Below are 20,113 nucleotides of genomic sequence, written 5' to 3' on the forward strand. Positions count from 1 at the left end.
TTCACCTTCCGGGTGGCGGCGGGAAGCTCACTTCCAGCCGCGCACCTCCCAGCACCGGGGCCTCGTCCAGCCAGACGTCGGCCCCGTGTTGTTTGGCGATCTCCCTGACGATGGCCAGGCCCAGGCCGCAGCCTTCCGGATTCTGCTCCCCGTTGATGCGGTGGAAGCGCTCGAACACCTTTTCCCGCTGCTCCGGCGCAATGCCCGGGCCGGTGTCGTCCACCTGCAGCACGGCCGCCCCGTCCCGGGCGAAGGTGCGCACCGTGACGCTGCCGCCGGCGGGCGTGTAATGGATGGCGTTGTCGATGAGGTTGCTCAGCAGCTCCTCCAGCAGCCGCGGGTGGCCGAGGAGGGGGGCCGGCGCCAGGTCGAAACCCAGGTCGATATTGCGTTCCAGGGCCCGGGGGTGCCAGGTCTCGGCGCACTGGTGCACCACTTCCACCAGGTCCAGGGGCTTCATCGCCTGCTCGCCGCCCGGTTCGGCCCGGGCCAGGGCCAGCAGCTGGTGGGCCAGGTGGGTGAGGCGCCGGGTGGCGGCCAGGATGCGTTCCAGCTCGGCCCGCAGTTCCCCGGTCTGGGCCGGGGCCGGGCCATTGAGGCGGCGCAGGGCCAGTTCCGCCTGGGCCTGCAGGGCGGCCAGGGGCGTGCGCAGCTGGTGGGCGGCGTCGGAGACGAAGTTGCGCTGGGCCGAGAGGGAGCCGTCGAGGCGGGACAGCAGATGATTCAGTTCTTCCACCAGGGGGCCGATTTCCCGGGGCACCCGGTCTGAGGAGACGGCGCTGAGATCGTGGTGGGAGCGCTGGGAGAGCTGCTCCCGCAGGTCCTCCACCGGCTTCAGGCCGTGGCGGATGCCGAGCCAGCCCAGGCCCAGGGTGGCCGCCACCAGCAGCAGTTCCGGCAGCAGCATGGAGGTGAGGATTTCCTGCACCAGGTTGTCCCGCTTGGTCTGGGTCTCGGCCGCCAGGATCAGCAGGGGAATGCCTTCGCGCAGGACGAAGAGGGCGGCGACCCGCACTTCCCGGTCGTGGAACCAGCCGTCGTAGTAGATGCGGCCGTCTTCGGGCAGCTGCTGGGGCGGGCGCGGAATGCCCCGGTGGCCGGCGACGGATTCGCCCTGGGGGCCGATAACCTCGTAGAAGACGTTGTCGTAGCGGTCGGTGAGGAGGATTTCCTGGGCCTGGGACGGCAGGTTGAGCACCGGGTGGCCGCTGACGATGTGGATCTGGCCGGAGAGGGCCAGGGAGGTGTCGAGCAGGGCCCGGTCGTAGGCCCAGGTGGCGGAACGCAGGGCGATGCCGTAGGCCATCAGGCCGCCGGCCGCCACCAGGGCCAGCATGGCCGGCAGCAGCCAGATCAGCAGCAGGCGCCGCAGGCTAGGCTGGCGGATCATCGCTGGCCGCGTCCGCGCCGTCCTCGTCCTTCGGCTTTTCCAGGTAGTAGCCCAGGCCGCGCACGGTGCGGATGGAAATGCCCCCGGTCTCCAGCTTGACCCGCAGGCGGGATATGAACTTCTCGATGGCGTTGGGGGTGATGTCCTCGTCCCAGCTGTAGAGGGACTGCATGATCTGTTCCTTGCTGACGATGCGGTTGGCCCGGCTGACCAGGAACTCCAGGGCCGCCCACTCCCGGGCGGTCAGGTCCAGGGGCTCCTCCCCCAGCCAGGCCCGCTTGCCCACCGTGTCCAGACGCAGCTTGCCCAGGCGCAGCTCCGGGTCCGGCTGGGTGCGGCCGCGGCGGATCAGGGCCCGGGCCCTGGCTTCCAGTTCGGACAGGGCGACCGGCTTGACCAGGTAGTCGTCGGCGCCCAGGTCCAGCAGGCGCACCCGCTCCTCCAGGGCCTCCCGGGCCGAGAGGATCAGCACCGGCGTCGCCAGCTTGCGTCCGCGCAGCCGTTGCAGCACCTCGCTGCCTTCCATTCCCGGCAGGCCCAGGTCCAGGATGGCCAGGTCATAGTTCTGGTCCGTCAGCCAGCTGTCTGCCTGCTTGCCGTCCCGGGTCCAGTCCGTGACGTAGCCCGATTGCCGCAAAGCCTTCACCAGCCCGTCGGCCAGCAACTCGTCGTCTTCCACCAGGAGAATGCGCATGGGGCGTCAGTAGTTGGTCAGTAAGGGGCAATACGATACCAGCCTCCTAGGTATCGAGAAACTGCAGGCCGCTTCGATGTCACGTTCCCTCCTCATCTGTCTGGCCCTGCTGGCGACCGGCCCCGCCTCACTGCATGCCGCCGAGCCCCTGCAGGAGCTGGGCCTGGCCCAGGCCGAGGCCCTGTGGCTGGCCCACAACCGGGAAGTGCGGCTGGCCCGGGAGGGCGTGCAGGCGGCCCAGGCGGACAGCCTCACCGCGGCCCAGGCGCCCAATCCCCAGTTCAGCCTGTCCACCTCCTCCATCAACCCCCGCAGCGGCATCGGTGCCGGCAGCCTGGGGCAGAAGCGGGTGGATTCGGTGCTGCGACTGGATCAGGTGATCGAGCGTGGCGACAAGCGGGAGCTGCGCCAGCAGGTGGCCGGCGCCGCCCTCGAAGCCGCCGGCCAGGGCCTGGCGGAGGTGCAGCGGCAGAGCCGCTTCCAGCTGCGGGTGGCCTACTGGGACCTGCGTCTGGCCCAGGAGCGCCGCCAGGTGGCCGAAGAAAGCGGCGAACTCTACCGGCGCAGCGTCAAGGCGGCGGAGATGCGCCTCAAGGTGGGCGATGTGGCCGGCGCCGACGTTTCCCGCCTGCGCATCGAGGCCGGCCGCGCCGAGAACGAGGCCCGGGCCGCCCGGGCCGACCTGGAGCGGGCCCGCCAGAACCTGGCCTACCTGATCGGCAAGGAATCCGAGGCCGCCAGCCTGCGGGCGACGGAGCCCTGGCCCCGCAGCGAAGGCGAGGCGGTCACCGCCCGTCGTCCCGAGCTGGAGAACCGGGCCGACGTTCTCGCCGCCCGGGCCCGGGTCAAGGCTGCCGAAGCTGCCCGGGAGCTGGCGCGGGCCGCCCGCAGCCGGGACGTGACGGTGGGCGTGCAGTTCGAACACTTTCCGCCGGGCGATGCATCGCCCAACAACACCTACGGGGTCAGCCTGAGCGTGCCCCTGTTCCTGCGCCATGCCTACGAGGGCGAGATCGCCCGGGCCGAGGCCGAACTGCTGGCCGCCCGCACCCGGGAGGAGCAGGTGCGGGCCCTGGCCCTGGGCGAGGTGGCCCAGGCCGAATCCCTGCTGGGCGCCGCCCGGGAGCGCCGTCAGCGGCTCGAGGACGGCCTGCTGGCCGAGGCCGAGCGGGTCGCCAGCGCCAGCGAATATGCCTACGGCCGCGGCGCCCTGGGCCTGCTCGACCTGCTCGACGCCCGCCGCACCCTGCGCGCCGTGCGCCTTGATGCCGCCATTCTCCGGGCCGAATACGCCAAAGCCCTGGCCGCCTGGCAGGCGGTCCTGGGCCAATAGAACAAAAGGAACGCCCATGAAGCCCCTGAAGCACTCCCCCCTGCTGCAGAAGAAAGTCCTGCTCCCCCTGGGTATTGTGGCGGCCCTGGCCGTGGCGGCCGTGCTGGTCCTGCGTCCGGCTGTGCCGCCGGCCGGGCCGGCGCCCCTGGCCAAGCCGGCCCTCAACACCAATCACAGCATCAGCTTCCCGCCGGGGGCGCCCCAGCTGGCCTACCTGCGCATCGAAGCCGCGCCCGAGCTGCCGGTGCCCCTGCTGGAACCCCTGGCTGGACGGGTCAGTTACGACGAAAACCGTACCGCCCGCATTTTCGCCCCCACCAGCGGCCGGGTGCTGAAGGTGCTGGCCCAGGCCGGCGACACGGTCAAGGCCGGCGCCCCCCTGCTGACCCTGGACGTGCCGGACTACGCCGACCTGCGCAAGGCCGAGTCGGATCGGGAGACCAAGCGCTCCGCCCTGGAACGGAGCAAAGCCCTCTACGAACTGGAAGTGGTGGCGCGCAAGGATCTGGAGGCCAGCCAGAACGATTACCGGGCGGCCGAGGCCGAAGTGGAGCGCAGCCGCGCCCGCCTGCGCAATCTCTCGCCCCTGGCCGGGGAGAGCGGTTTCGCCCTGCGCACGCCCCTGGCCGGCATTGTCACCGAGCGCCAGGCCAGTCCCGGCGTCGAGGTCCGCCCCGACGGCGCCGCACCCCTGTTCGTGGTCAGCGATCCCCGTTCTCTGTGGGTCATGGCCGAACTGACGGAAAAGGACCTGGGCAAGCTGAAGGTGGGCCAGGCCGTTTCCATCGCCGTGGACGCCTATCCGGAACAGCGCTTCCCCGGCACGGTGGAGGCCATCGGCGACGTGCTCGATCCCCAGTCCCGCCGGGTGCCGGTGCGCTGTGCCGTGGCCAACCCGGAGCGCCGCCTGAAGCCGGAAATGTTCGCCCGCATCGTGCCGGAGAATCCGGACCGGCGCCTGCCCAAGGTGCCCAACACGGCCCTGGTGACCGAAGGCCTGCACACCTATCTCTTCGTCGAATCCGAGCCGGGGGTGGTGGCCCGGCGCGAAGTGGTGCTGGCCTTCCGCGGCCACGACAGCAGCTTCGTCGAAAGCGGGCTGAAGGCCGGGGAGCGGGTGGTCACCGCCGGCGCCCTGCTGCTCAACGCCGAACTGGCCGGGAACTGAGGCCATGCTGGAACGCCTGGTTACCTTCGCCCTGGCCCAGCGCCTGTTCGTCATCGTCGGCGTCCTGGTGCTGATCGCCGTGGGCGGCTACGCCGTGGTCAATCTGCCCATCGAGGCCTTCCCCGACGTGCAGGACGTGCAGGTCAATATCGTCACCCAGGCCCCGGGCCTGGCGCCGGAGGAAGTGGAACGGAGCATTTCCCTGCCCATCGAGCGGGAGATGAACGGGGTGCCGCGCATGACCCAGCTGCGCTCCGTTTCCATCACCGGCCTGTCCATCGTCACCCTGACCTTCGCCGACAACACGGACGACTACTTCGCCCGCCAGCAGGTGACGGAAAAGCTGCAGAACGTGCTGTTGCCGCCCGGTGCTCAGCCCGGGCTGGCACCCCTGACCACGGCGGTGGGGGAAATCTACCGCTACGTCTTCGAGGCTCCGGCGGACATGCCCCTGCACGAGGTGCGGGCCCTGCAGGACTGGGTGGTGCGGCCGGCCCTGCGCCGGGTCACCGGGGTGGCCGACGTGGTCAGCTTCGGCGGCGCGGTGAAGGAATACCAGGTGCGCATCGACCCGGCCCGCCTGCGCAAGTTCGCGGTCAGCATCGACCAGGTCTCCCAGGCCCTGGCCAGCAACAACGCCAACGCCGGCGGCGGCATCATGCGCCGCGGCGACGAGGCCCTGGTGGTGCGTTCCATCGGCCTGCTGTCCAAGGTGGACGACATCGCCCGGGTCACCGTGGCAGTGCGGGAGGGCAAGCCCATCCTGGTGGGCGACGTGGCCCGGGTGGAGATCGGCCCCCGCACCCGTTCCGGCATCGTCTCCTTCAACGAGCGGGACGACGTGGTGCAGGGCATCGTGCAGATGAGCAAGGGCCAGAACGCCATCAAGGTTTCCGCCGCCCTCAAGGAGGAAATGGCCCGGGTCGGCGAGCGCCTGCCCGCCGGCGTGCGCCTGGTGCCCATCTACGACCGCATCGAACTGGTCAAGCACACCGTGCACACCGTCAGCGAAAACCTGCTGGTGGGGGCGGTGCTGGTGGTGGGCATCCTGATCCTGTTCCTGCGCTCCTGGTTCGCCGCCGCCGTGGTGGCGGTGGTCATTCCCCTGTCCCTGCTCACCGCCTTCGTCATGATGCATACCAAGGGCGTGGCGGCCAATCTCATTTCCCTGGGGGCGGTGGACTTCGGCATCATCATCGACGGCGCCGTGGTGCTGGTGGAGGCCCTCATGGTGCGCCTGGCCATGGGCGAGCCGGAGAAGAACCCCCTGCACGGCACCCTGCAGTGGCGCATGCTGACCCTGAAGCACACCGCCATCGAGATGGGGCACCCGATCATCTTCTCCAAGGCCATCATCATCCTGGCCTTCCTGCCCATCTTCACTTTCGAGCGGGTGGAGGGGAAGATTTTCGCCCCCATGGCCTACACCCTATCCTTCGCCATCATCGGCGCCATCCTGCTGACCCTGACCCTGACGCCGGCCCTGACCTCCTTCTACCTGAAGCAGCACAATCTGGCGGAAAAGCACCTGGACTGGATGCACCGCCTGCAGGAGCGTTACCGGGAGCTGATGCAGTGGGCCGACGGCCGGCGGCGGCAGATCGTGGTCGGCTCCGGCCTCATCCTGGCCCTCTCCCTTGCCCTGGTGCCCCATCTGGGCAGCGAGTTCCTGCCCAAGCTGGACGAGGGCAACATCTGGCTCACCGTGACCCTGCCGCCGGCCACCAATCTGGCCAAGACCAAGGAGGTGGAGCAGGAGGTGCGGCGCATCCTGCTTTCCTATCCGGAGGTGAGCAAGGTCATCGCCCACGTCGGCCGGCCCGACGACGGCACCGACCCCAAGGGGCCCAACAACATGGAAATCCTGGCGGACTTAAAGCCCCACAACGAGTGGCGCTTCCCCAGCAAGGAAGCCCTCATCGCCGACATGAGCGGGAAAATCCGGGCCATTCCCGGGGTGCCCACCAACTTCTCCCAGGTCATCGAGGACAACGTGCAGGAATCCATTTCCGGGGTGAAGGGGGAGATCGCGGTGAAAATCTTCGGCCCCGACCTGGACATCCTGGAGGACAAGGCGGAGCAGGTGGTGGGCGTGCTCGGCGCCATCCACGGCGCCGCCGACGTGGCCGCCATCAAGGTCAGCGGCCAGACCGAGCTGGACATCACCCTGGACCGGGAACGCATGGCCCGCTACGGCATCAGCGCCCAGGACGTCAATGCCACGGTGCAGACGGCCCTGGCCGGCAGCGCCGTGGCGGTCTTCTACGACGGCGACCGCCGCTTCGACATCGTGGTGCGCCTGGAGAAGGAGTACCGGGACGCGGTGGACGACGTGGCGGACCTGCCCATCGCCCTGCCCCACAGCGACCATCCCTCCCTGGCCGACCCCGGCACCATACCCCTGGCCGCCATCGCCAGTGTGGAAGTGCGCCAGGGCCCGGCCCGCATCGCCCGGGAGGCCGGCGGCCGCTATGTGGCGGTGAAGGCCAACCTGCTGGGTCGGGACCAGGGCAGCTTCGTCGCCGAGGCCATGGCCAAGGTCAAGGAGCAGGTGCATCTACCCAACGGCTACAGCATGACTTGGGGCGGCCAATTCGAGAACCAGCAGCGGGCCACCAAGCGTCTGGCGGTGATCGTGCCCCTCTCGGTGCTGGGCATTTTCGTGCTGCTGTTCTGGGCCTTCCGCTCCATGCCCTTCGCCCTGCTGGTGCTGGGCATGGTGCCCTTCACCTGGGTCGGCGGCATCCTCGGCCTGGCCGCCGCCGGTCTGCACATGTCCGTCTCCGCCGCCGTCGGCTTCATCGCCGTGGCCGGCATCTCGGTGCAGAACGGGGTGATCATGGTGGAGCAGTTCCTCGAGGGCGTACGCAACGGCCAGAGCGTCGCCGAATCGGTGCGGGAAGGCGCTGTCGGCCGCCTGCGCCCGATCCTCATGACGGCCCTGATGGCCGGCCTGGGCCTGCTGCCGGCGGCCCTCTCCCACGGCATCGGCTCCGAGACCCAGCGGCCCTTCGCCGTGGTCATCGTCGGCGGCATCGTCTCCGCCACCATCTTCACCCTGATCCTGCTGCCCCTGCTGTTCCCGGCCCTGTGCCGGACGGAGGAAAACTGAGGCGGCACTCCCCCGAGAGGCAGGAGGGACGGCCATCTCCGGGCATCCATGCCCGATAGTGGCGTCCCTTCTGCCTCGCAGGGCATCCCGCTTTGGCGGCGCGGTGCGCTAGAATCCTTTCCCCTGCGCAAATAATTCCAGCGGCGGCAGATTCCGGAGAGAGACCATGAAACAGCAGCTGATCATTTTCGACACCACCCTGCGCGACGGCGAACAGAGCCCCGGCGCTTCCATGACCAAGGAAGAGAAGCTGCGGGTGGCCCGCCAGCTCGAGCGGATGCGGGTGGACGTGATCGAGGCCGGCTTCGCCGCCGCCTCTCCCGGCGACTTCGACGCCATCCACGCCATCGCCGAGGCGATCAAGGATTCCACCGTCTGTTCCCTGGCCCGGGCCAACGAGAACGACATCCGCCGCGCCGGCGAGGCCATCAAGCCAGCCGCCCGGGGCCGCATCCACACCTTCATCGCCACCAGCCCGATCCACATGGAGAAGAAGCTGCGCATGACTCCGGATCAGGTGGTCGAGCAGGCGGTCAAGGCCATCGGCTGGGCCCGGGAATACACCAACGACGTGGAATTTTCCGCCGAGGATGCGGGCCGCTCCGAGATCGACTTCCTGTGCCGCATTTTCGAGGCCGTGATCAAGGCCGGCGCCACCACCATCAACGTGCCCGACACCGTGGGCTACAACCTGCCCAGCCAGTTCGCCGAGACCATCCGCCAGCTGATCGAGCGGGTGCCCGGTGCCGACAAGGTGGTGTGGTCCGTGCACTGCCACAACGACCTGGGCCTGGCCGTGGCCAATTCCCTGGCCGCCGTGCTGGCCGGCGCCCGCCAGGTGGAATGCACCATCAACGGCCTGGGCGAACGGGCCGGCAATGCCTCCCTGGAAGAGGTGGTGATGGCGACCCGCACCCGGGCCGACATCTTCCCGGTGGAAACCCGGGTCGATACCACCCAGATCGTGCCCGCCTCCAAGCTGGTGTCCCAGATCACCGGCTACCCGGTGCAGCCGAACAAGGCCATCGTCGGCGCCAATGCCTTCGCTCATGAGTCCGGCATCCACCAGGACGGCGTGCTCAAGCACCGGGAAACCTACGAGATCATGCGGGCCGAAGACGTGGGCTGGTCCCAGAACAAGCTGGTGCTGGGCAAGCACTCCGGCCGCAACGCCTTCAAGACCCGTCTGGCCGAACTGGGCATCGACCTGCCCAGCGAGGAGGCCCTCAATGCCGCCTTCGCCCGCTTCAAGGAACTGGCCGACAAGAAGCACGAGATTTTCGACGAGGACCTGCAGGCCCTGGTTTCCGACGAGACCGTGACGCCGGAGCAGGAGCACTACAAGCTGGTCTATTCCCAGGTCTGCTCCGAGACCGGGGAGATTCCCGAATCCGCCGTCACCCTTGCCGTCGGCGGCGCCGAGCACAAGGCGGCTTCCTCGGGCAGCGGTCCGGTGGATGCCACCTTCAAGGCCATCGAGAAAATCGCCGCCAGCGGCGCCGAGCAGCTGCTCTATTCGGTCAATGCCATCACCACCGGCACCGATGCCCAGGGCGAAGTGACCGTGCGCCTGGCCAAGGGCGGGCGCATCGTGAACGGCCAGGGGGCCGATACGGATATCGTCATCGCCTCGGCCAAGGCCTATCTCAACGCCCTCAACAAGCTCCACTCCTCCCTGGAAAAGCTCAATCCCCAGGGCGATATCTGAATGGGCTGAACTGGCCGCGTCGGCCAAGCGCAGCAGCGCCCGGCCCGGGCCCTCACCCTGCGGTGGGGGCCTTTTGCTTGGATGGGCGGGTGAGGCGGGCGTAGGCCACGACGCAGGCGAAGAAGGCCAGGCTGAGCAGGGTTTCGATGCCCGCCAGCCACTGGGTCAGGCCCTGGTCGGAGGTGACCCGCACGGACCCTTCGGCCAGGTAGAAGAGAATGAAGAGGGAGCTCCACTGGTAGGTGTAGCGGCGCCCCTTGAGGATGCCGAACAGGGGCGGCAGCAGGAACACCGCCTTCAGCGCCAGCCAGGAGCCACCCGGCTTGAGCGGCGCCAGCCATAGCTCCCAGGCCAGGCAGAGAAAGATCAGGGCGATCAGCAGGGTGCTGGCGATGAGGACGAGGCGTTTTTCCATGACGGGGCTTCCAGGCGGGGTCGGCTATTATAGCGGCGGTGTCGGGGCGGCCTGTCCCGGGTTTTTTCCTATTTGATGGTGGCGATGGCCAGACGACGTTACTCCCAGCGGGAAGGCATGCTGCCGGAAATGTTCAGACGTTTCCGGGAGGAGCGCTTCACCCAGACCGCCGCCAGCCTGGCGTACACCACCCTGCTGTCCCTGGTGCCCCTGGTGGGCCTGGTGGTGGCCGTGCTCTCGGACCTGCCCTTCTTCCCGGTGATCCTGGACCAGGTGAACACCTTCCTGGTGGCCAACCTGCTGCCGGACAAGGCCGGCGTGGTGATCGCCAAGTACACCCTGATCTTTTCCCAGAAGGTCAATCGCCTGACCTGGCTCGGCGTCATGGTGCTGGCCGGCACGGCCCTGGTGCTGATGCTGACCATCGAGCGGGCCCTCAACCACGTGTGGCAGGTCGGCGTCTCCCGTTCCCCGGGGCGGCGGCTGAAACTCTATCTGGTGATCGCCCTGCTCGGGCCCCTGGTGCTCGGCGCCGTCTTCGGCGTCACCTCCTACGTGGTGACGGCCTCCCTGGGCTTCTTCAACGAGGCCCTCTGGGTGCGCAACGCCCTGCTCAAGGCCCTTTCGGCGGTGCTGCTGGGGGGCTTCTTCGCCTTCCTCTACTTCGCCGTGCCCAATGTGCCGGTGCGCCTGCGCCATGCCATCTGGGGCGGGGCCTTCGCCTCCCTGGCCATCACCCTGATGCAGCGCGGCTTCGAGTTCTACCTGGCCAAGGTGCCGTCCTATACCCTGATCTACGGCGCCTTCGCCGCCGTGCCCATCTTCCTGGTGTGGCTGTACCTGTCCTGGCTGGTGGTGCTGCTGGGCGCCCTGCTGGCCGCCACCCTGCACCGCCGCAATCCGCCGGGAGGCTAGTCCGGCTGTTCCTCGACGGCGATGGAGAAAATCTCCACCCGGGCCGTCTGTTCGTCCAGGCTGGTGGTGCGCACTTCCTTGATTTCCAGGTTGTCCCGTTCCACCAGCAGCACGAAGCGACCCTGGTCCGCCGGCAGCAGCCCGGCCGGCGTCACCAGGGAGTCGTTGGGCCGCAGGCCCGGAACGGCGGGCAGGACCAGGACATGGGGGTGGGCGCTGGCATTCTCGCCGGGCAGGGCGATGGTGGCGGGCAGGGCCTTGGGGGCCAGGATCTGCAGGCCGATCTCCAGGTGCTCCGGATTTTCCGAGAGGGCCCAGCGTACGATGCAGGCCTGCCAGCCGCCGCGGCCCGGCGGATGGTTTTCCGGCTTGAGGGCCACCACGTCGCCCACTTCCAGCTTTTCCGAGGTGCCGGCAAGGTGCATCAGGGCGTAGCCGTCCGGGCTTTCGTTGGTGATCATCCAGGAGGAGCCTTCGCCTTCTTCCAGGGAAGGGCCGCGCAGCAGGCCGGCCAGGGGTTCCAGGCCGGCGTGCAGGGTCACCCGGTAGCTTTGGCGCCGGCGCGGGAAGCGCCGCCGGGCCGGGTTGCCCCAGAAGCGGATGAGGCGGCGCAGGACGCTGCGCCCGCTCAAGGTGGCGGCGAATTCGGGCAGTTCGCTGGCGCCTGTCCGCTGGCTGCCGGATTCCAGGGTGTGCAGCTGCCGCTCGAGGAAATGGGCCAGCTGGTCGCAGGAGAACCACAGCACCGGCGTTTCCGGCGGCGGCAGGCGGCGGGCCAGGGCCACGGCCGGGCTGTCCCGGTTGGGGTCGATCCAGAACAGGCCCCGGTGGCGCTCGTCGGTGATGCTGAGGAATTCCAGCCGGTGTCCGTGCCGTTGGGCGATGTCGGCAATGAATTCCAGTTCCCGGGCGCTGAAGGAGGCAGGCTGGGCGCAGGCCAGGAGCAGGGTGCTGGCGTATTCGTTCTCGATGCTAGAGGCGGTGCCTTCGGGCGGTTGCCCCTGCAGGCCCCGTTCCCGGGCCAGGGCGTAGGTGCGGTGGGCGGCTTCCCAGATGCCGACGGCGGCGGGGGAGGCTACCAGGGCGCTGATCAGCAGGTGCTGCTTGAGCAGGTGCTGGGCGCGCCAGAGAATCACGTCCTGGGGCTGGCGCAGGCCCTTCACCAGGTGTTCGTCCACCTGGTCCTGCAGGATGGCAAGGAAGTTGCGGGCCAGCAGTTCCAGCAGTTCCTGGGCGGACTTGACCAGGGCACGCAGCTTGCGCGGCAGGGGCAGGCCGGCCTCGTCCAGGCTGGGGGTCAGCCGGGCCACCGCGGCAACGCTGCGGGCGTGGATCAGGTCCAGGACCCGGTGGCGCTGCTGGGCGCTGGCCGCCGTGTCCTCCATGGCCAGCAGGTGGCCCTTGAGGGTCGTCAGCTCCTGCCCCAGGTCGCCGGACGGCGGCAGTCCCAGCCATTCGATGATGGCGGTGATGCCCAGGGGGGGCGGCGCGGTTTCCGGGGGAACGGAGGACGGTTCGCTCATGGCGTGGTCGGCTAGGGGCGGCGGCGCCGGCTCAAGGGCGCCCGCGGGAGTTTAAAGGTGCGTGGATTATAGCGTGCCGTGTCGCCATCTCCAGGGATTTGCCCGACAGGCGGGCGTTTCCGGGGAGTTCCCGGCCGCCAGGCGGCGGGGGCGGGGCGGATTTGTTTCCCGTTTCCGCCGGGGCAAAGTAGGGGCTTGTTTTATTGCTTGTTTTGCCGCGGTTTATTGTTATAATCTTGCCCTTTTTCTGATTTCGGAAGAGAACAACGATGGTTGTCATTCGCCTTGCCCGTGGCGGCGCCAAGAAGCGCCCCTTCTACAACATGGTGGTTACCGATTCCCGTAACCGTCGCGACGGCCGTTTCGTCGAGCGCGTGGGTTTCTACAACCCCGTGGCCTCCGGTAATGCCGAAGGCCTGGTGATCAAGATGGATCGCCTGACCTACTGGACCGACAACGGCGCCCAGCTGTCCCCGACCGTGGCCCGCCTGGTCAAGCAGTTCGCTGCCAAGGCTGCCTGATAAAGCGTGACGGCAACTGATACCAACCCGGTCATCGTCCTGGGGAAGATCACCGTCCCCTACGGTATCCAGGGCTGGGTCAGAATCCACCCCTTCGCCGACGATCCCCTCGCCTGGGCCAAAATGCCCGAGTGGTGGGTGGCAACGGAGAAGGGGGACGGGGCGGCCGAAGTGCCTTTGGCACAATGGCGCTCCTGCAAGTTGAAGCAATGCCGCTGGCACGGAGACGGGCTGGTTGCAAGGCTTGAAGGCGTTGACGACCGGAATGCCGCCGAGGCCCTGCAAGGGTTTCTGGTGGGCGCTCCCCGGGAAGCGATGCCGGCTACGTCGGAAAACGAGTTTTACTGGACCGATCTGATCGGTCTGGACGTGGTCAATACCCGCGACGAGAAGCTGGGCCAGGTGGTCGGGCTGATCGAAACCGGGGCTAGCGACGTGTTGCGCGTCGCCGCCGAAGACGGGGAGGAGCGTCTGCTGCCCTTCGTTGCCGCGGTGGTGCTGGCGGTGGAGCAGGCTGACCACCGCATTCGCGTCGAGTGGGAAAAGGATTGGTGAAAGTCCGCCCGGCTTCGCCTCCGAGGATCGGTTGAGCGTGCGTTTCGACGTCGTCACCCTCTTTCCGGAGATGTTTGCCGCCCTGGCCAACTTCGGCATCAGCCGTCGGGCCCTGGAGGACGGGCGCTGGGTGTTGAACACCTGGAACCCGCGGGATTTCACCGACAACAATTACCGGACCGTGGACGATCGCCCCTATGGCGGCGGCCCGGGCATGGTGATGCTGCCTGAGCCTCTGGAAAAAGCCATTGCGGCGGCCAAGGAGTCCCAGCGGCAGAATGGGGTGGCTCAGCCCCGGGTGATCTATCTGTCACCCCAGGGGCGCCCCCTGACTCACGCCAGCGTCATGCGGCTGAAGGAAGAGGCGGGTCTGATCCTGCTTTGCGGCCGCTACGAGGGAGTGGACGAGCGTCTGATCGAACGCTGCGTTGACGAGGAAGTGTCGATCGGGGATTTCGTCCTCTCGGGCGGCGAGATTCCGGCCATGGCCCTGATGGATGCCGTGGTGCGGCAATTGCCGGGGGTGCTCAACGATGCCACCTCGGCCGAGCAGGACTCCTTCGTGGACGGACTGCTGGATTGCCCCCATTACACCCGCCCCGAGGTGTATGAAGAAATGCCGGTGCCGCCGGTGCTGTTGTCCGGCCACCACAAGGACATTCGCCGCTGGCGACTGAAACAGTCGCTGGCGCGGACCCGGGAGCGTCGCCCGGAGCTGTACGCCAAATGGCTGACGCAACAGACCGAGGGAGGCAAAAAGCTTTCCAAGGAAATTACGCAACTCCTCGGCGAACTCGAAAGAGAAGCGCAAGCGGAGCAATGCGGTGAGATGAAAAGCAGTTCTTAACTTAGGAAGTACTCACATGAACCTGATTGCACAACTGGAACAAGAAGAAATCGCCCGCCTGACCGCCGGCAAGACCATCCCCGAATTCGCCCCCGGCGACACCGTGGTGGTTGGCGTGAACGTGGTGGAAGGTACCCGCAAGCGGGTCCAGGCCTACGAAGGCGTGGTCATCGCCAAGCGCAACCGCGGCCTCAACTCCGCTTTCACCGTGCGCAAGATTTCCTCCGGCGAAGGCGTGGAACGGACTTTCCAGACCTACTCCCCCCTGATCGCTTCCATCGAAGTGAAGCGTCGCGGCGACGTGCGTCGTGCCAAGCTGTACTACCTGCGCGACCGTTCCGGCAAGTCCGCCCGCATCAAGGAAAAGCTGGTCCTCAAGCGCGGCTAAGCTGTTTGGCCGTTGCCATGAAAAGGGCGCCGCAAGGCGCCCTTTTTTTATGCCTGAATTCCTCCGGCGCTACTTCTTCTTGCGCCAGGGACATTTCTTGCAACCCTTCTTGCAGCACTTGCCTGACATTGCGGCTCCTCGGCTTGGTGTCCCGCCCCGGGGACTCGCCGGGTTAGTCAGGTGTTATCAAGAATGGTTCGCAATGTTTTGCGCTATCAGGCGCGCTTGTCCTTCTCGATCAGGGCGTAGGCGGAGTGGTTGTGGATGGACTCGAAGTTTTCCGATTCCACCACGTAGTGGTCGATGCGGGGATCTTCGTTGAGGCGGGCGGCCACGTCCCGCACCATGTCCTCGACGAATTTGGGATTGTCGTAGGCCCGCTCGGTGACCCACTTCTCGTCCGGACGCTTGAGCAGTCCGAACAGTTCGCAGGAGGCCTGGGCTTCCACCATCTGCACCAGGTCCTCTATCCAGAGGAAGGCGTTGAGACGGGCGGTGACGGTGACGTGGGAGCGCTGGTTGTGGGCGCCGTAGTTGGAGATTTCCTTGGAGCAGGGGCACAGGCTGGTCACCGGCACCACCACCCGCACCGTGGAGGTGATGCGGCCGTCGGCGATTTCGCCGATCAGGGTGACGTCGTAGTCGAGCAGGCTCGGCACGCCGGAGACCGGGGCGGTCTTGGCGATGAAGTAGGGGAAGCTCATCTCGATGTGGCCGCTACGGGCCTCCAGGCGGGCGGCCATGGCCTGCAGCATGGTGGGGAAGGATTCCACCGAGATTTCCCTTTCGTGGCTGTTGAGAATCTCCACGAAGCGGGACATGTGGGTGCCCTTGAAGTTGTGCGGCAGGCCCACGTACATGTTGAAGCTGGCCACGGTGTGGCGCACGTCGCCGCCCTTGTCGCGGATTTTCACCGGATGGCGGATGGCCCGGATGCCCACCTTGTTGATGGCAATGCGGCGGGTGTCTTCGCTGTTCTGGACGTCGGGAATGGGAGTCTGGGAAGTAGTCATGGCGGGCTTATCTGCAGTGGGCCGGGCGGAGAGGCAATCGGGATGCGCCTTCCAGCCGGGCGGTGAGCCAATGGGGGCGCGCTTTCCCGGCCTTCAGGCGGGCAGCCGTTGCTGCACCTGGCGGACGATGCCGTCCACGTCCAGGCCTAGCTCGGCCAGCAGCAGGTTCTGGTCGCCGTGGTCGATGAAATGGTCGGGCAGGCCCAGGCGCAGCAGGGGCACGGTCAGGCCCATCTCTTCCAGGGCCCGGGCCACTTCGCTGCCGGCGCCGCCGATCAGGGCATTCTCTTCGACGCTGACCAGCAGCTCGTGGTTCCGCGCCAGCTCGGCCAGCAGCTCCCGATCCAGGGGTTTGACGAAGCGCATGTTGGCGACGCTGGCATCCAGGGCGTCGCCGGCCCCCAGGGCTGCCTGCACCATGCTGCCGAAGGCCAGCAGGGCCACGCCCTTGCCCTGGCGCCGGATCTCGCCCTTGCCCACGGGCAGGGCGGTGAGGGCCGTTTCCGGCGTCACGCCGCTGCCGCCGCCGCGGGGATAGCGCACGGCGCTGGGGCCGTCGATGCCCATGGCGGTGGTCAGCATCTTGCGGCATTCGTCTTCGTCCGCCGGGGCCATGATCACCAGGTTGGGGATGCAGGTCATGAAGGAAAGGTCGAAGGCGCCGTGGTGGGTGGCACCGTCGGCGCCCACCAGGCCGCCCCGGTCGATGGCGAAGACCACCGGCAGATTCTGCAGGGCCACGTCGTGCACCAGCTGGTCGTAGCCTCGCTGCAGGAAGGTGGAGTAGATCGCCACCACCGGCTTCAGGCCTTCGCAGGCCAGGCCGGCGGCGAAGGTGACGGCATGTTGCTCGGCGATGCCGACGTCGAAATAGCGTTCCGGGTACAGCTCGGCAAAGCGCACCAGACCGGAGCCTTCGCCCATGGCCGGGGTGATGCCCACCAGGCGCGGCTCGGCCGCCGCCATGTCGCACAGCCAGTCGGAGAAGACCTGGGTGTAGGTCAGCTTGCCGCCGCCCTTGCCGCTCTGGATGCCCACTTCCGGCTGGAACTTGGAAACCCCGTGGTAGAGCACCGGGTTGGCCTCGGCCAGCTTGTAGCCCTGGCCTTTCTTGGTGATGACGTGGAGGAACTGGGGCCCCTTGAGACCCTTCAGATTCTGCAGGGTGGGCACCAGGGCGTCCAGGTCGTGGCCGTCGATGGGGCCGATGTAGTTGAAGCCCAGCTCCTCGAACAGGGTGCCCGGGGTGAGCATGCCCTTGACGTGCTCCTCGGCCCGCTTGGCCAGTTCCAGCAGGGGCGGGGCCACGCCCAGCACCTTTTCGCCGGCGCGGCGGGCGGCGGAGTAGAGACCGCCGGAGAGCAGGCGGGCCAGGTACTTGTTCAGCGCGCCCACCGGGGGCGAGATGGACATGTCGTTGTCGTTGAGGATGACGAGCATGTTGGCGTCGGCGACACCGGCGTTGTTGAGGGCCTCGAAGGCCATGCCGGCGGACATGGCGCCGTCGCCGATGATGGCCACCGCCTTGCGGTTCTCCCCCTTCTGCTTGGCCGCCAGGGCCATGCCAAGTGCGGCGGAGATGGAGGTGGAGGAGTGGCCGACGCCGAAGGTGTCGTAGGCCGATTCGCAGCGCTTGGGAAAACCGGAGAGGCCGCCGTGCATGCGCAGCTTGGCCATGCCGGCGCGGCGGCCGGTGAGGATCTTGTGGGGGTAGGTCTGATGGCCCACGTCCCACACCAGCCGGTCTTCCGGGGTGTCGAAGACGTAGTGCAGGGCGATGGTCAGTTCCACCGTGCCCAGGTTGGAGGAGAGATGGCCGCCGGTACGGGATACCGACTCGACGATGAAGGTGCGCAGTTCCTCGGCCAGCTGGGGCAGCTGGCGCTTGTCCAGGCGGCGCAGCTGGGCCGGGCTGTCGATGGTGTCTAGCAGGGGGGTGGCGGTCATCATGGTGCGGCGCTCGAATTCGGTGGATGCGCGAAGGCCCGCTCTAGAACTTGCGGGTCGTGATGTAGTGGGCCAGTTCGATCAGGCGCTGGGCCCAGGGGCCGAAGCCTTCCAGGGCGCCGAGAGCGTCGCGGCGCAGGTCGTCGGCCAGCTGGCGGGCTGTTTCCAGGCCCAGCAGGCGGACGTAGGTGGGCTTGTCGGCCGCCTCGTCCTTGCCGGCGGTCTTGCCCAGGGTGGCGGTGCTGGCGGTGCAGTCCAGAATGTCGTCCACCACCTGGAAGAGCAGGCCGGCGCGCTTGGCGAAGGCGTCCAGGCGCTCCAGTTCGGCGGCGGCCAGGGGCGTGCCGCAGTGGGCGCCCATGAGCACGGCGGCCCGGATCAGGGCGCCGGTCTTCAGGGCGTGCATCAGTTCCAGCTGGGGCTGGTCGAGGCTCTTGCCGACGGAGGCCAGGTCGATAGCCTGGCCCCCGGCCATGCCGCAGGAGCCGCTGCCGTGGGCCAGCAGGCGCACCAGTTCCAGGCCCTGGGCCGGGCTCGGCCAGGGCTGGGCGGCGAGGATCTCGAAGGCGCGGGATTGCAGCGCATCCCCCACCAGCAGGGCGGTGGGTTCATCGTATTGCACGTGGCAGGTGGGGCGGCCCCGGCGCAGCACGTCGTCGTCCATGCAGGGCAGGTCGTCGTGCACCAGGGAATAAACGTGGATCATCTCCACCGCACAGGCGACGCAGTCCAGGGCTTCCGGTGTGGCGCCGCACAGTTCGCCGGCGGCGAAGGCCAGCAGGGGACGGACCCGCTTGCCGCCGCCCAGGGCGCTGTAGCGCATGGCGTCGTGCAGGTTTTGGGGAATGGTCTCGGCGGAGGGCAGGAAGCGGCCCAGGGCGGCCTCGGTGCGGGCCTGGGTGTGGGCCATCCAGTCGGGGAAGGGCAGGGCGGAAGCGTCGGAAGATGCCATGGGAAAACCTGGAGAAGAGGTGCGAAGGCGCAGGTCGGGCCGTGCCTTCAGGCCTCGGGGCTGTTCAAGTCCTTCAGTGTACCGCTTTCCAGGACCTGCACCCGCTGTTCCGCATCGGCCAGCTGGCCCTGGCACAGTTTCAGCAGTTCGACGCCGCGCTTGTAGGCGGACAGGGATTCTTCCAGGGACAGGTTGCCGCCTTCCATGGCCTGGGCGATACGCTCCAGGTCGGCGAGGGCTTCTTCGAAGGAGGGGGAGGAGGGAGAGCCGGGAGGGGTTCCGGTCTGGCCGCCGGCGCTGGTGGAAGCGGGCATGGGCGATTGATCCATATCAATAACCGGTGGAAACGCAAAAAATACCGTATCGCGGGGCTTTTGGTCAAATTTGCGCCGGGGTAGAATCCCGCCTTCGTTGATTTTGCTTCATTTTTCACCCATTGCCTTTTTCCGGAGGTGTGGACATGTCCGACATCGCATCCAGCACCAAACTGGCTCCTGCCGTTAGCCAATTCCCCGTCGAATGGTATTTCGACGAAAAAATGTTCGAATTGGAGATGAAACTCTTCTTCGAGCAGGGGGCGGGGTACGTCGGCCACGAGCTGATGGTGCCCAATGTGCACGACTACCGCACCATGGAATGGCGCGACCACGGCCGCATGCTGGTGCGCCAGCCGGACGGGGTTTATGACATGTCCAACATCTGCCGCCACCGCCAGGCCATCATGCTGCAGGGCAGCGGCAACGCGGAGCACATCGTCTGCCCGATCCACCGCTGGACCTACGACAGCGAAGGCAGCCTCAAGGGCGCGCCCCACTTCCCCGCCAATCCCTGCCTCAACCTCAACAAGCGCAAGCTGGATTCCTGGAACGGCCTGCTCTTCAAGGGGCCGCGCAACGCCCAGGCCGACCTGGCCGGCATGAACGTGGCCGGCGAGTTCGACTTCACCGGCTACAAGCTGGACCGGGTCGAGATGCACGAGTGCAACTACAACTGGAAGACCTTCATCGAGGTGTACCTGGAGGACTACCACGTGGTGCCCTTCCACCCCGGTCTGGGCAACTTCGTCACCTGTGACGACCTGACCTGGCAGTTCGGCGAGTGGTATTCCGTGCAGAAGGTGGGCATCACCAACCTGGACAAGGTCGGCTCCGCCCCCTATGGCCGCTGGCAGAAGGCGGTCAAGGACTTCTACGGCGCCCGGGGCGAGCAGCCCAAGCAGGGCGCCGTGTGGCTGACCTACTACCCGAATGTGATGGTGGAGTGGTATCCCCACGTGCTGGTGGTGTCCACCCTCATCCCCCAGTCGGTGAACAAGACCATGAACGTGGTGGAGTTCTACTACCCCGAGGAAATCGTCGAGTTCGAGCGGGAATTCATCGAGGCCGAGCAGGCCGCCTACATGGAAACCGCCATCGAGGACGACGACATCGGCGAGCGCATGGACCGGGGCCGCTGGCAGCTGCTCAAGGAAGGGCGCAACGAAGTGGGCCCCTACCAGTCCCCCACCGAGGACGGCATGCAGCACTTCCACGAGTTCTACCGCCGCATCGTCGAGCCCCACCTGAAGTAGAATTCTCCCAGCCCAAGCATCGGGGCGCCTGCGGGCGCCCCTTTTGTTTCCCCCGCGCCGTT

Annotated in this window: 18 protein-coding genes; 10 read left to right on the forward strand and 8 right to left on the reverse strand. The window is 67.4% G+C overall.

Annotated features, from left to right (window positions below; genetic code table 11):
* Window position 1: 1 nt before the first annotated feature.
* Both ACLSSQ_RS04640 and ACLSSQ_RS04645 read right to left on the reverse strand, forming a co-directional pair.
* The gene (locus tag ACLSSQ_RS04640) at window positions 2-1,390 is read right to left on the reverse strand and encodes a sensor histidine kinase (RefSeq protein WP_416243918.1); all 1,389 of its coding nucleotides are present in this window, start codon (window positions 1,388-1,390) and stop codon (window positions 2-4) included.
* Window positions 1,374-2,084, reverse strand: coding sequence for a response regulator (locus ACLSSQ_RS04645; protein WP_014238531.1), 711 nt, complete (start codon window positions 2,082-2,084; stop codon window positions 1,374-1,376). Before ACLSSQ_RS04645 ends, ACLSSQ_RS04640 begins: the two co-directional genes overlap by 17 nt.
* Before the next feature lie 76 nt (window positions 2,085-2,160).
* Here ACLSSQ_RS04645 and ACLSSQ_RS04650 point away from each other — a divergent pair, with 76 nt between their 5' ends.
* From ACLSSQ_RS04650 to ACLSSQ_RS04665, 4 genes are all read left to right on the forward strand, one after another.
* The gene (locus ACLSSQ_RS04650) at window positions 2,161-3,417 is read left to right on the forward strand and encodes a TolC family protein (RefSeq protein ID WP_416243919.1); all 1,257 of its coding nucleotides are present in this window, start codon (window positions 2,161-2,163) and stop codon (window positions 3,415-3,417) included.
* 16 nt (window positions 3,418-3,433) lie between these two features.
* Window positions 3,434-4,585, forward strand: a complete 1,152-nt coding sequence (locus ACLSSQ_RS04655) for an efflux RND transporter periplasmic adaptor subunit (protein ID WP_416243920.1) — start codon at window positions 3,434-3,436, stop codon at window positions 4,583-4,585.
* Window positions 4,586-4,589: 4 nt separating this feature from the next.
* Complete coding sequence (locus ACLSSQ_RS04660) at window positions 4,590-7,697, forward strand: efflux RND transporter permease subunit (protein ID WP_416243921.1); 3,108 nt, start codon at window positions 4,590-4,592, stop codon at window positions 7,695-7,697.
* A 166-nt stretch (window positions 7,698-7,863) separates the two neighbouring features.
* Window positions 7,864-9,405, forward strand: coding sequence for a 2-isopropylmalate synthase (locus ACLSSQ_RS04665; protein ID WP_416243922.1), 1,542 nt, complete (start codon window positions 7,864-7,866; stop codon window positions 9,403-9,405).
* Window positions 9,406-9,457: 52 nt separating this feature from the next.
* Here the strand turns inward: ACLSSQ_RS04665 and ACLSSQ_RS04670 are convergent, their stop codons facing one another.
* Window positions 9,458-9,820, reverse strand: coding sequence for a DUF2069 domain-containing protein (locus tag ACLSSQ_RS04670; RefSeq protein WP_014238526.1), 363 nt, complete (start codon window positions 9,818-9,820; stop codon window positions 9,458-9,460).
* An 84-nt stretch (window positions 9,821-9,904) separates the two neighbouring features.
* Between ACLSSQ_RS04670 and ACLSSQ_RS04675 the strand changes: the two genes are divergently transcribed.
* A complete protein-coding gene (locus tag ACLSSQ_RS04675; protein ID WP_014238525.1) occupies window positions 9,905-10,735 on the forward strand; it encodes a YihY family inner membrane protein in 831 nt (276 codons plus the stop codon).
* On the opposite strand, the gene ACLSSQ_RS04680 is transcribed toward ACLSSQ_RS04675, so the two are convergent.
* Window positions 10,732-12,258, reverse strand: a complete 1,527-nt coding sequence (locus ACLSSQ_RS04680; RefSeq protein ID WP_014238524.1) for a hypothetical protein — start codon at window positions 12,256-12,258, stop codon at window positions 10,732-10,734. The genes ACLSSQ_RS04675 and ACLSSQ_RS04680 overlap by 4 nt on opposite strands.
* A gap of 269 nt (window positions 12,259-12,527) precedes the next feature.
* Here ACLSSQ_RS04680 and rpsP point away from each other — a divergent pair, with 269 nt between their 5' ends.
* From rpsP to rplS, 4 genes are all read left to right on the forward strand, one after another.
* On the forward strand, window positions 12,528-12,779 hold the full coding sequence (rpsP, locus tag ACLSSQ_RS04685; RefSeq protein ID WP_014238523.1) for a 30S ribosomal protein S16: 252 nt from the start codon (window positions 12,528-12,530) through the stop codon (window positions 12,777-12,779).
* A 6-nt stretch (window positions 12,780-12,785) separates the two neighbouring features.
* Window positions 12,786-13,334 (forward strand): ribosome maturation factor RimM, encoded by a 549-nt coding sequence (rimM, locus tag ACLSSQ_RS04690; protein WP_416243923.1) that lies wholly within the window; start codon window positions 12,786-12,788, stop codon window positions 13,332-13,334.
* Between the two features lie 70 nt (window positions 13,335-13,404).
* Window positions 13,405-14,181: a tRNA (guanosine(37)-N1)-methyltransferase TrmD gene (trmD, locus tag ACLSSQ_RS04695; RefSeq protein ID WP_416244282.1), complete on the forward strand. Its 777-nt coding sequence runs from the start codon at window positions 13,405-13,407 to the stop codon at window positions 14,179-14,181.
* Between the two features lie 16 nt (window positions 14,182-14,197).
* A complete protein-coding gene (rplS, locus tag ACLSSQ_RS04700; RefSeq protein WP_014238520.1) occupies window positions 14,198-14,569 on the forward strand; it encodes a 50S ribosomal protein L19 in 372 nt (123 codons plus the stop codon).
* A gap of 215 nt (window positions 14,570-14,784) precedes the next feature.
* Here rplS and folE2 read toward each other — a convergent pair whose 3' ends face one another.
* The 4 genes from folE2 to ACLSSQ_RS04720 all read right to left on the reverse strand — a co-directional run bounded on the left by folE2 (window position 14,785) and on the right by ACLSSQ_RS04720 (window position 18,795).
* The gene (folE2, locus tag ACLSSQ_RS04705; protein WP_014238519.1) at window positions 14,785-15,582 is read right to left on the reverse strand and encodes a GTP cyclohydrolase FolE2; all 798 of its coding nucleotides are present in this window, start codon (window positions 15,580-15,582) and stop codon (window positions 14,785-14,787) included.
* Between the two features lie 93 nt (window positions 15,583-15,675).
* Window positions 15,676-17,529 carry a 1-deoxy-D-xylulose-5-phosphate synthase gene (dxs, locus tag ACLSSQ_RS04710; protein ID WP_416244283.1) on the reverse strand — a complete coding sequence of 618 codons (1,854 nt, stop codon included), beginning with the start codon at window positions 17,527-17,529 and terminating at the stop codon, window positions 15,676-15,678.
* Window positions 17,530-17,572: 43 nt separating this feature from the next.
* Window positions 17,573-18,481 carry a polyprenyl synthetase family protein gene (locus ACLSSQ_RS04715; protein WP_416243924.1) on the reverse strand — a complete coding sequence of 303 codons (909 nt, stop codon included), beginning with the start codon at window positions 18,479-18,481 and terminating at the stop codon, window positions 17,573-17,575.
* A gap of 47 nt (window positions 18,482-18,528) precedes the next feature.
* The gene (locus ACLSSQ_RS04720; protein WP_014238516.1) at window positions 18,529-18,795 is read right to left on the reverse strand and encodes an exodeoxyribonuclease VII small subunit; all 267 of its coding nucleotides are present in this window, start codon (window positions 18,793-18,795) and stop codon (window positions 18,529-18,531) included.
* A gap of 146 nt (window positions 18,796-18,941) precedes the next feature.
* On the opposite strand from ACLSSQ_RS04720, the gene ACLSSQ_RS04725 reads away from it, so the two are divergent.
* Window positions 18,942-20,051, forward strand: a complete 1,110-nt coding sequence (locus ACLSSQ_RS04725) for an aromatic ring-hydroxylating oxygenase subunit alpha (protein ID WP_416243925.1) — start codon at window positions 18,942-18,944, stop codon at window positions 20,049-20,051.
* Window positions 20,052-20,113 lie beyond the last annotated feature (62 nt).

It is taken from the genome of Azospira sp. APE16, assembly GCF_047901315.1.
GTDB classification, from domain to species: Bacteria; Pseudomonadota; Gammaproteobacteria; order Burkholderiales; family Rhodocyclaceae; genus Azospira; species Azospira oryzae.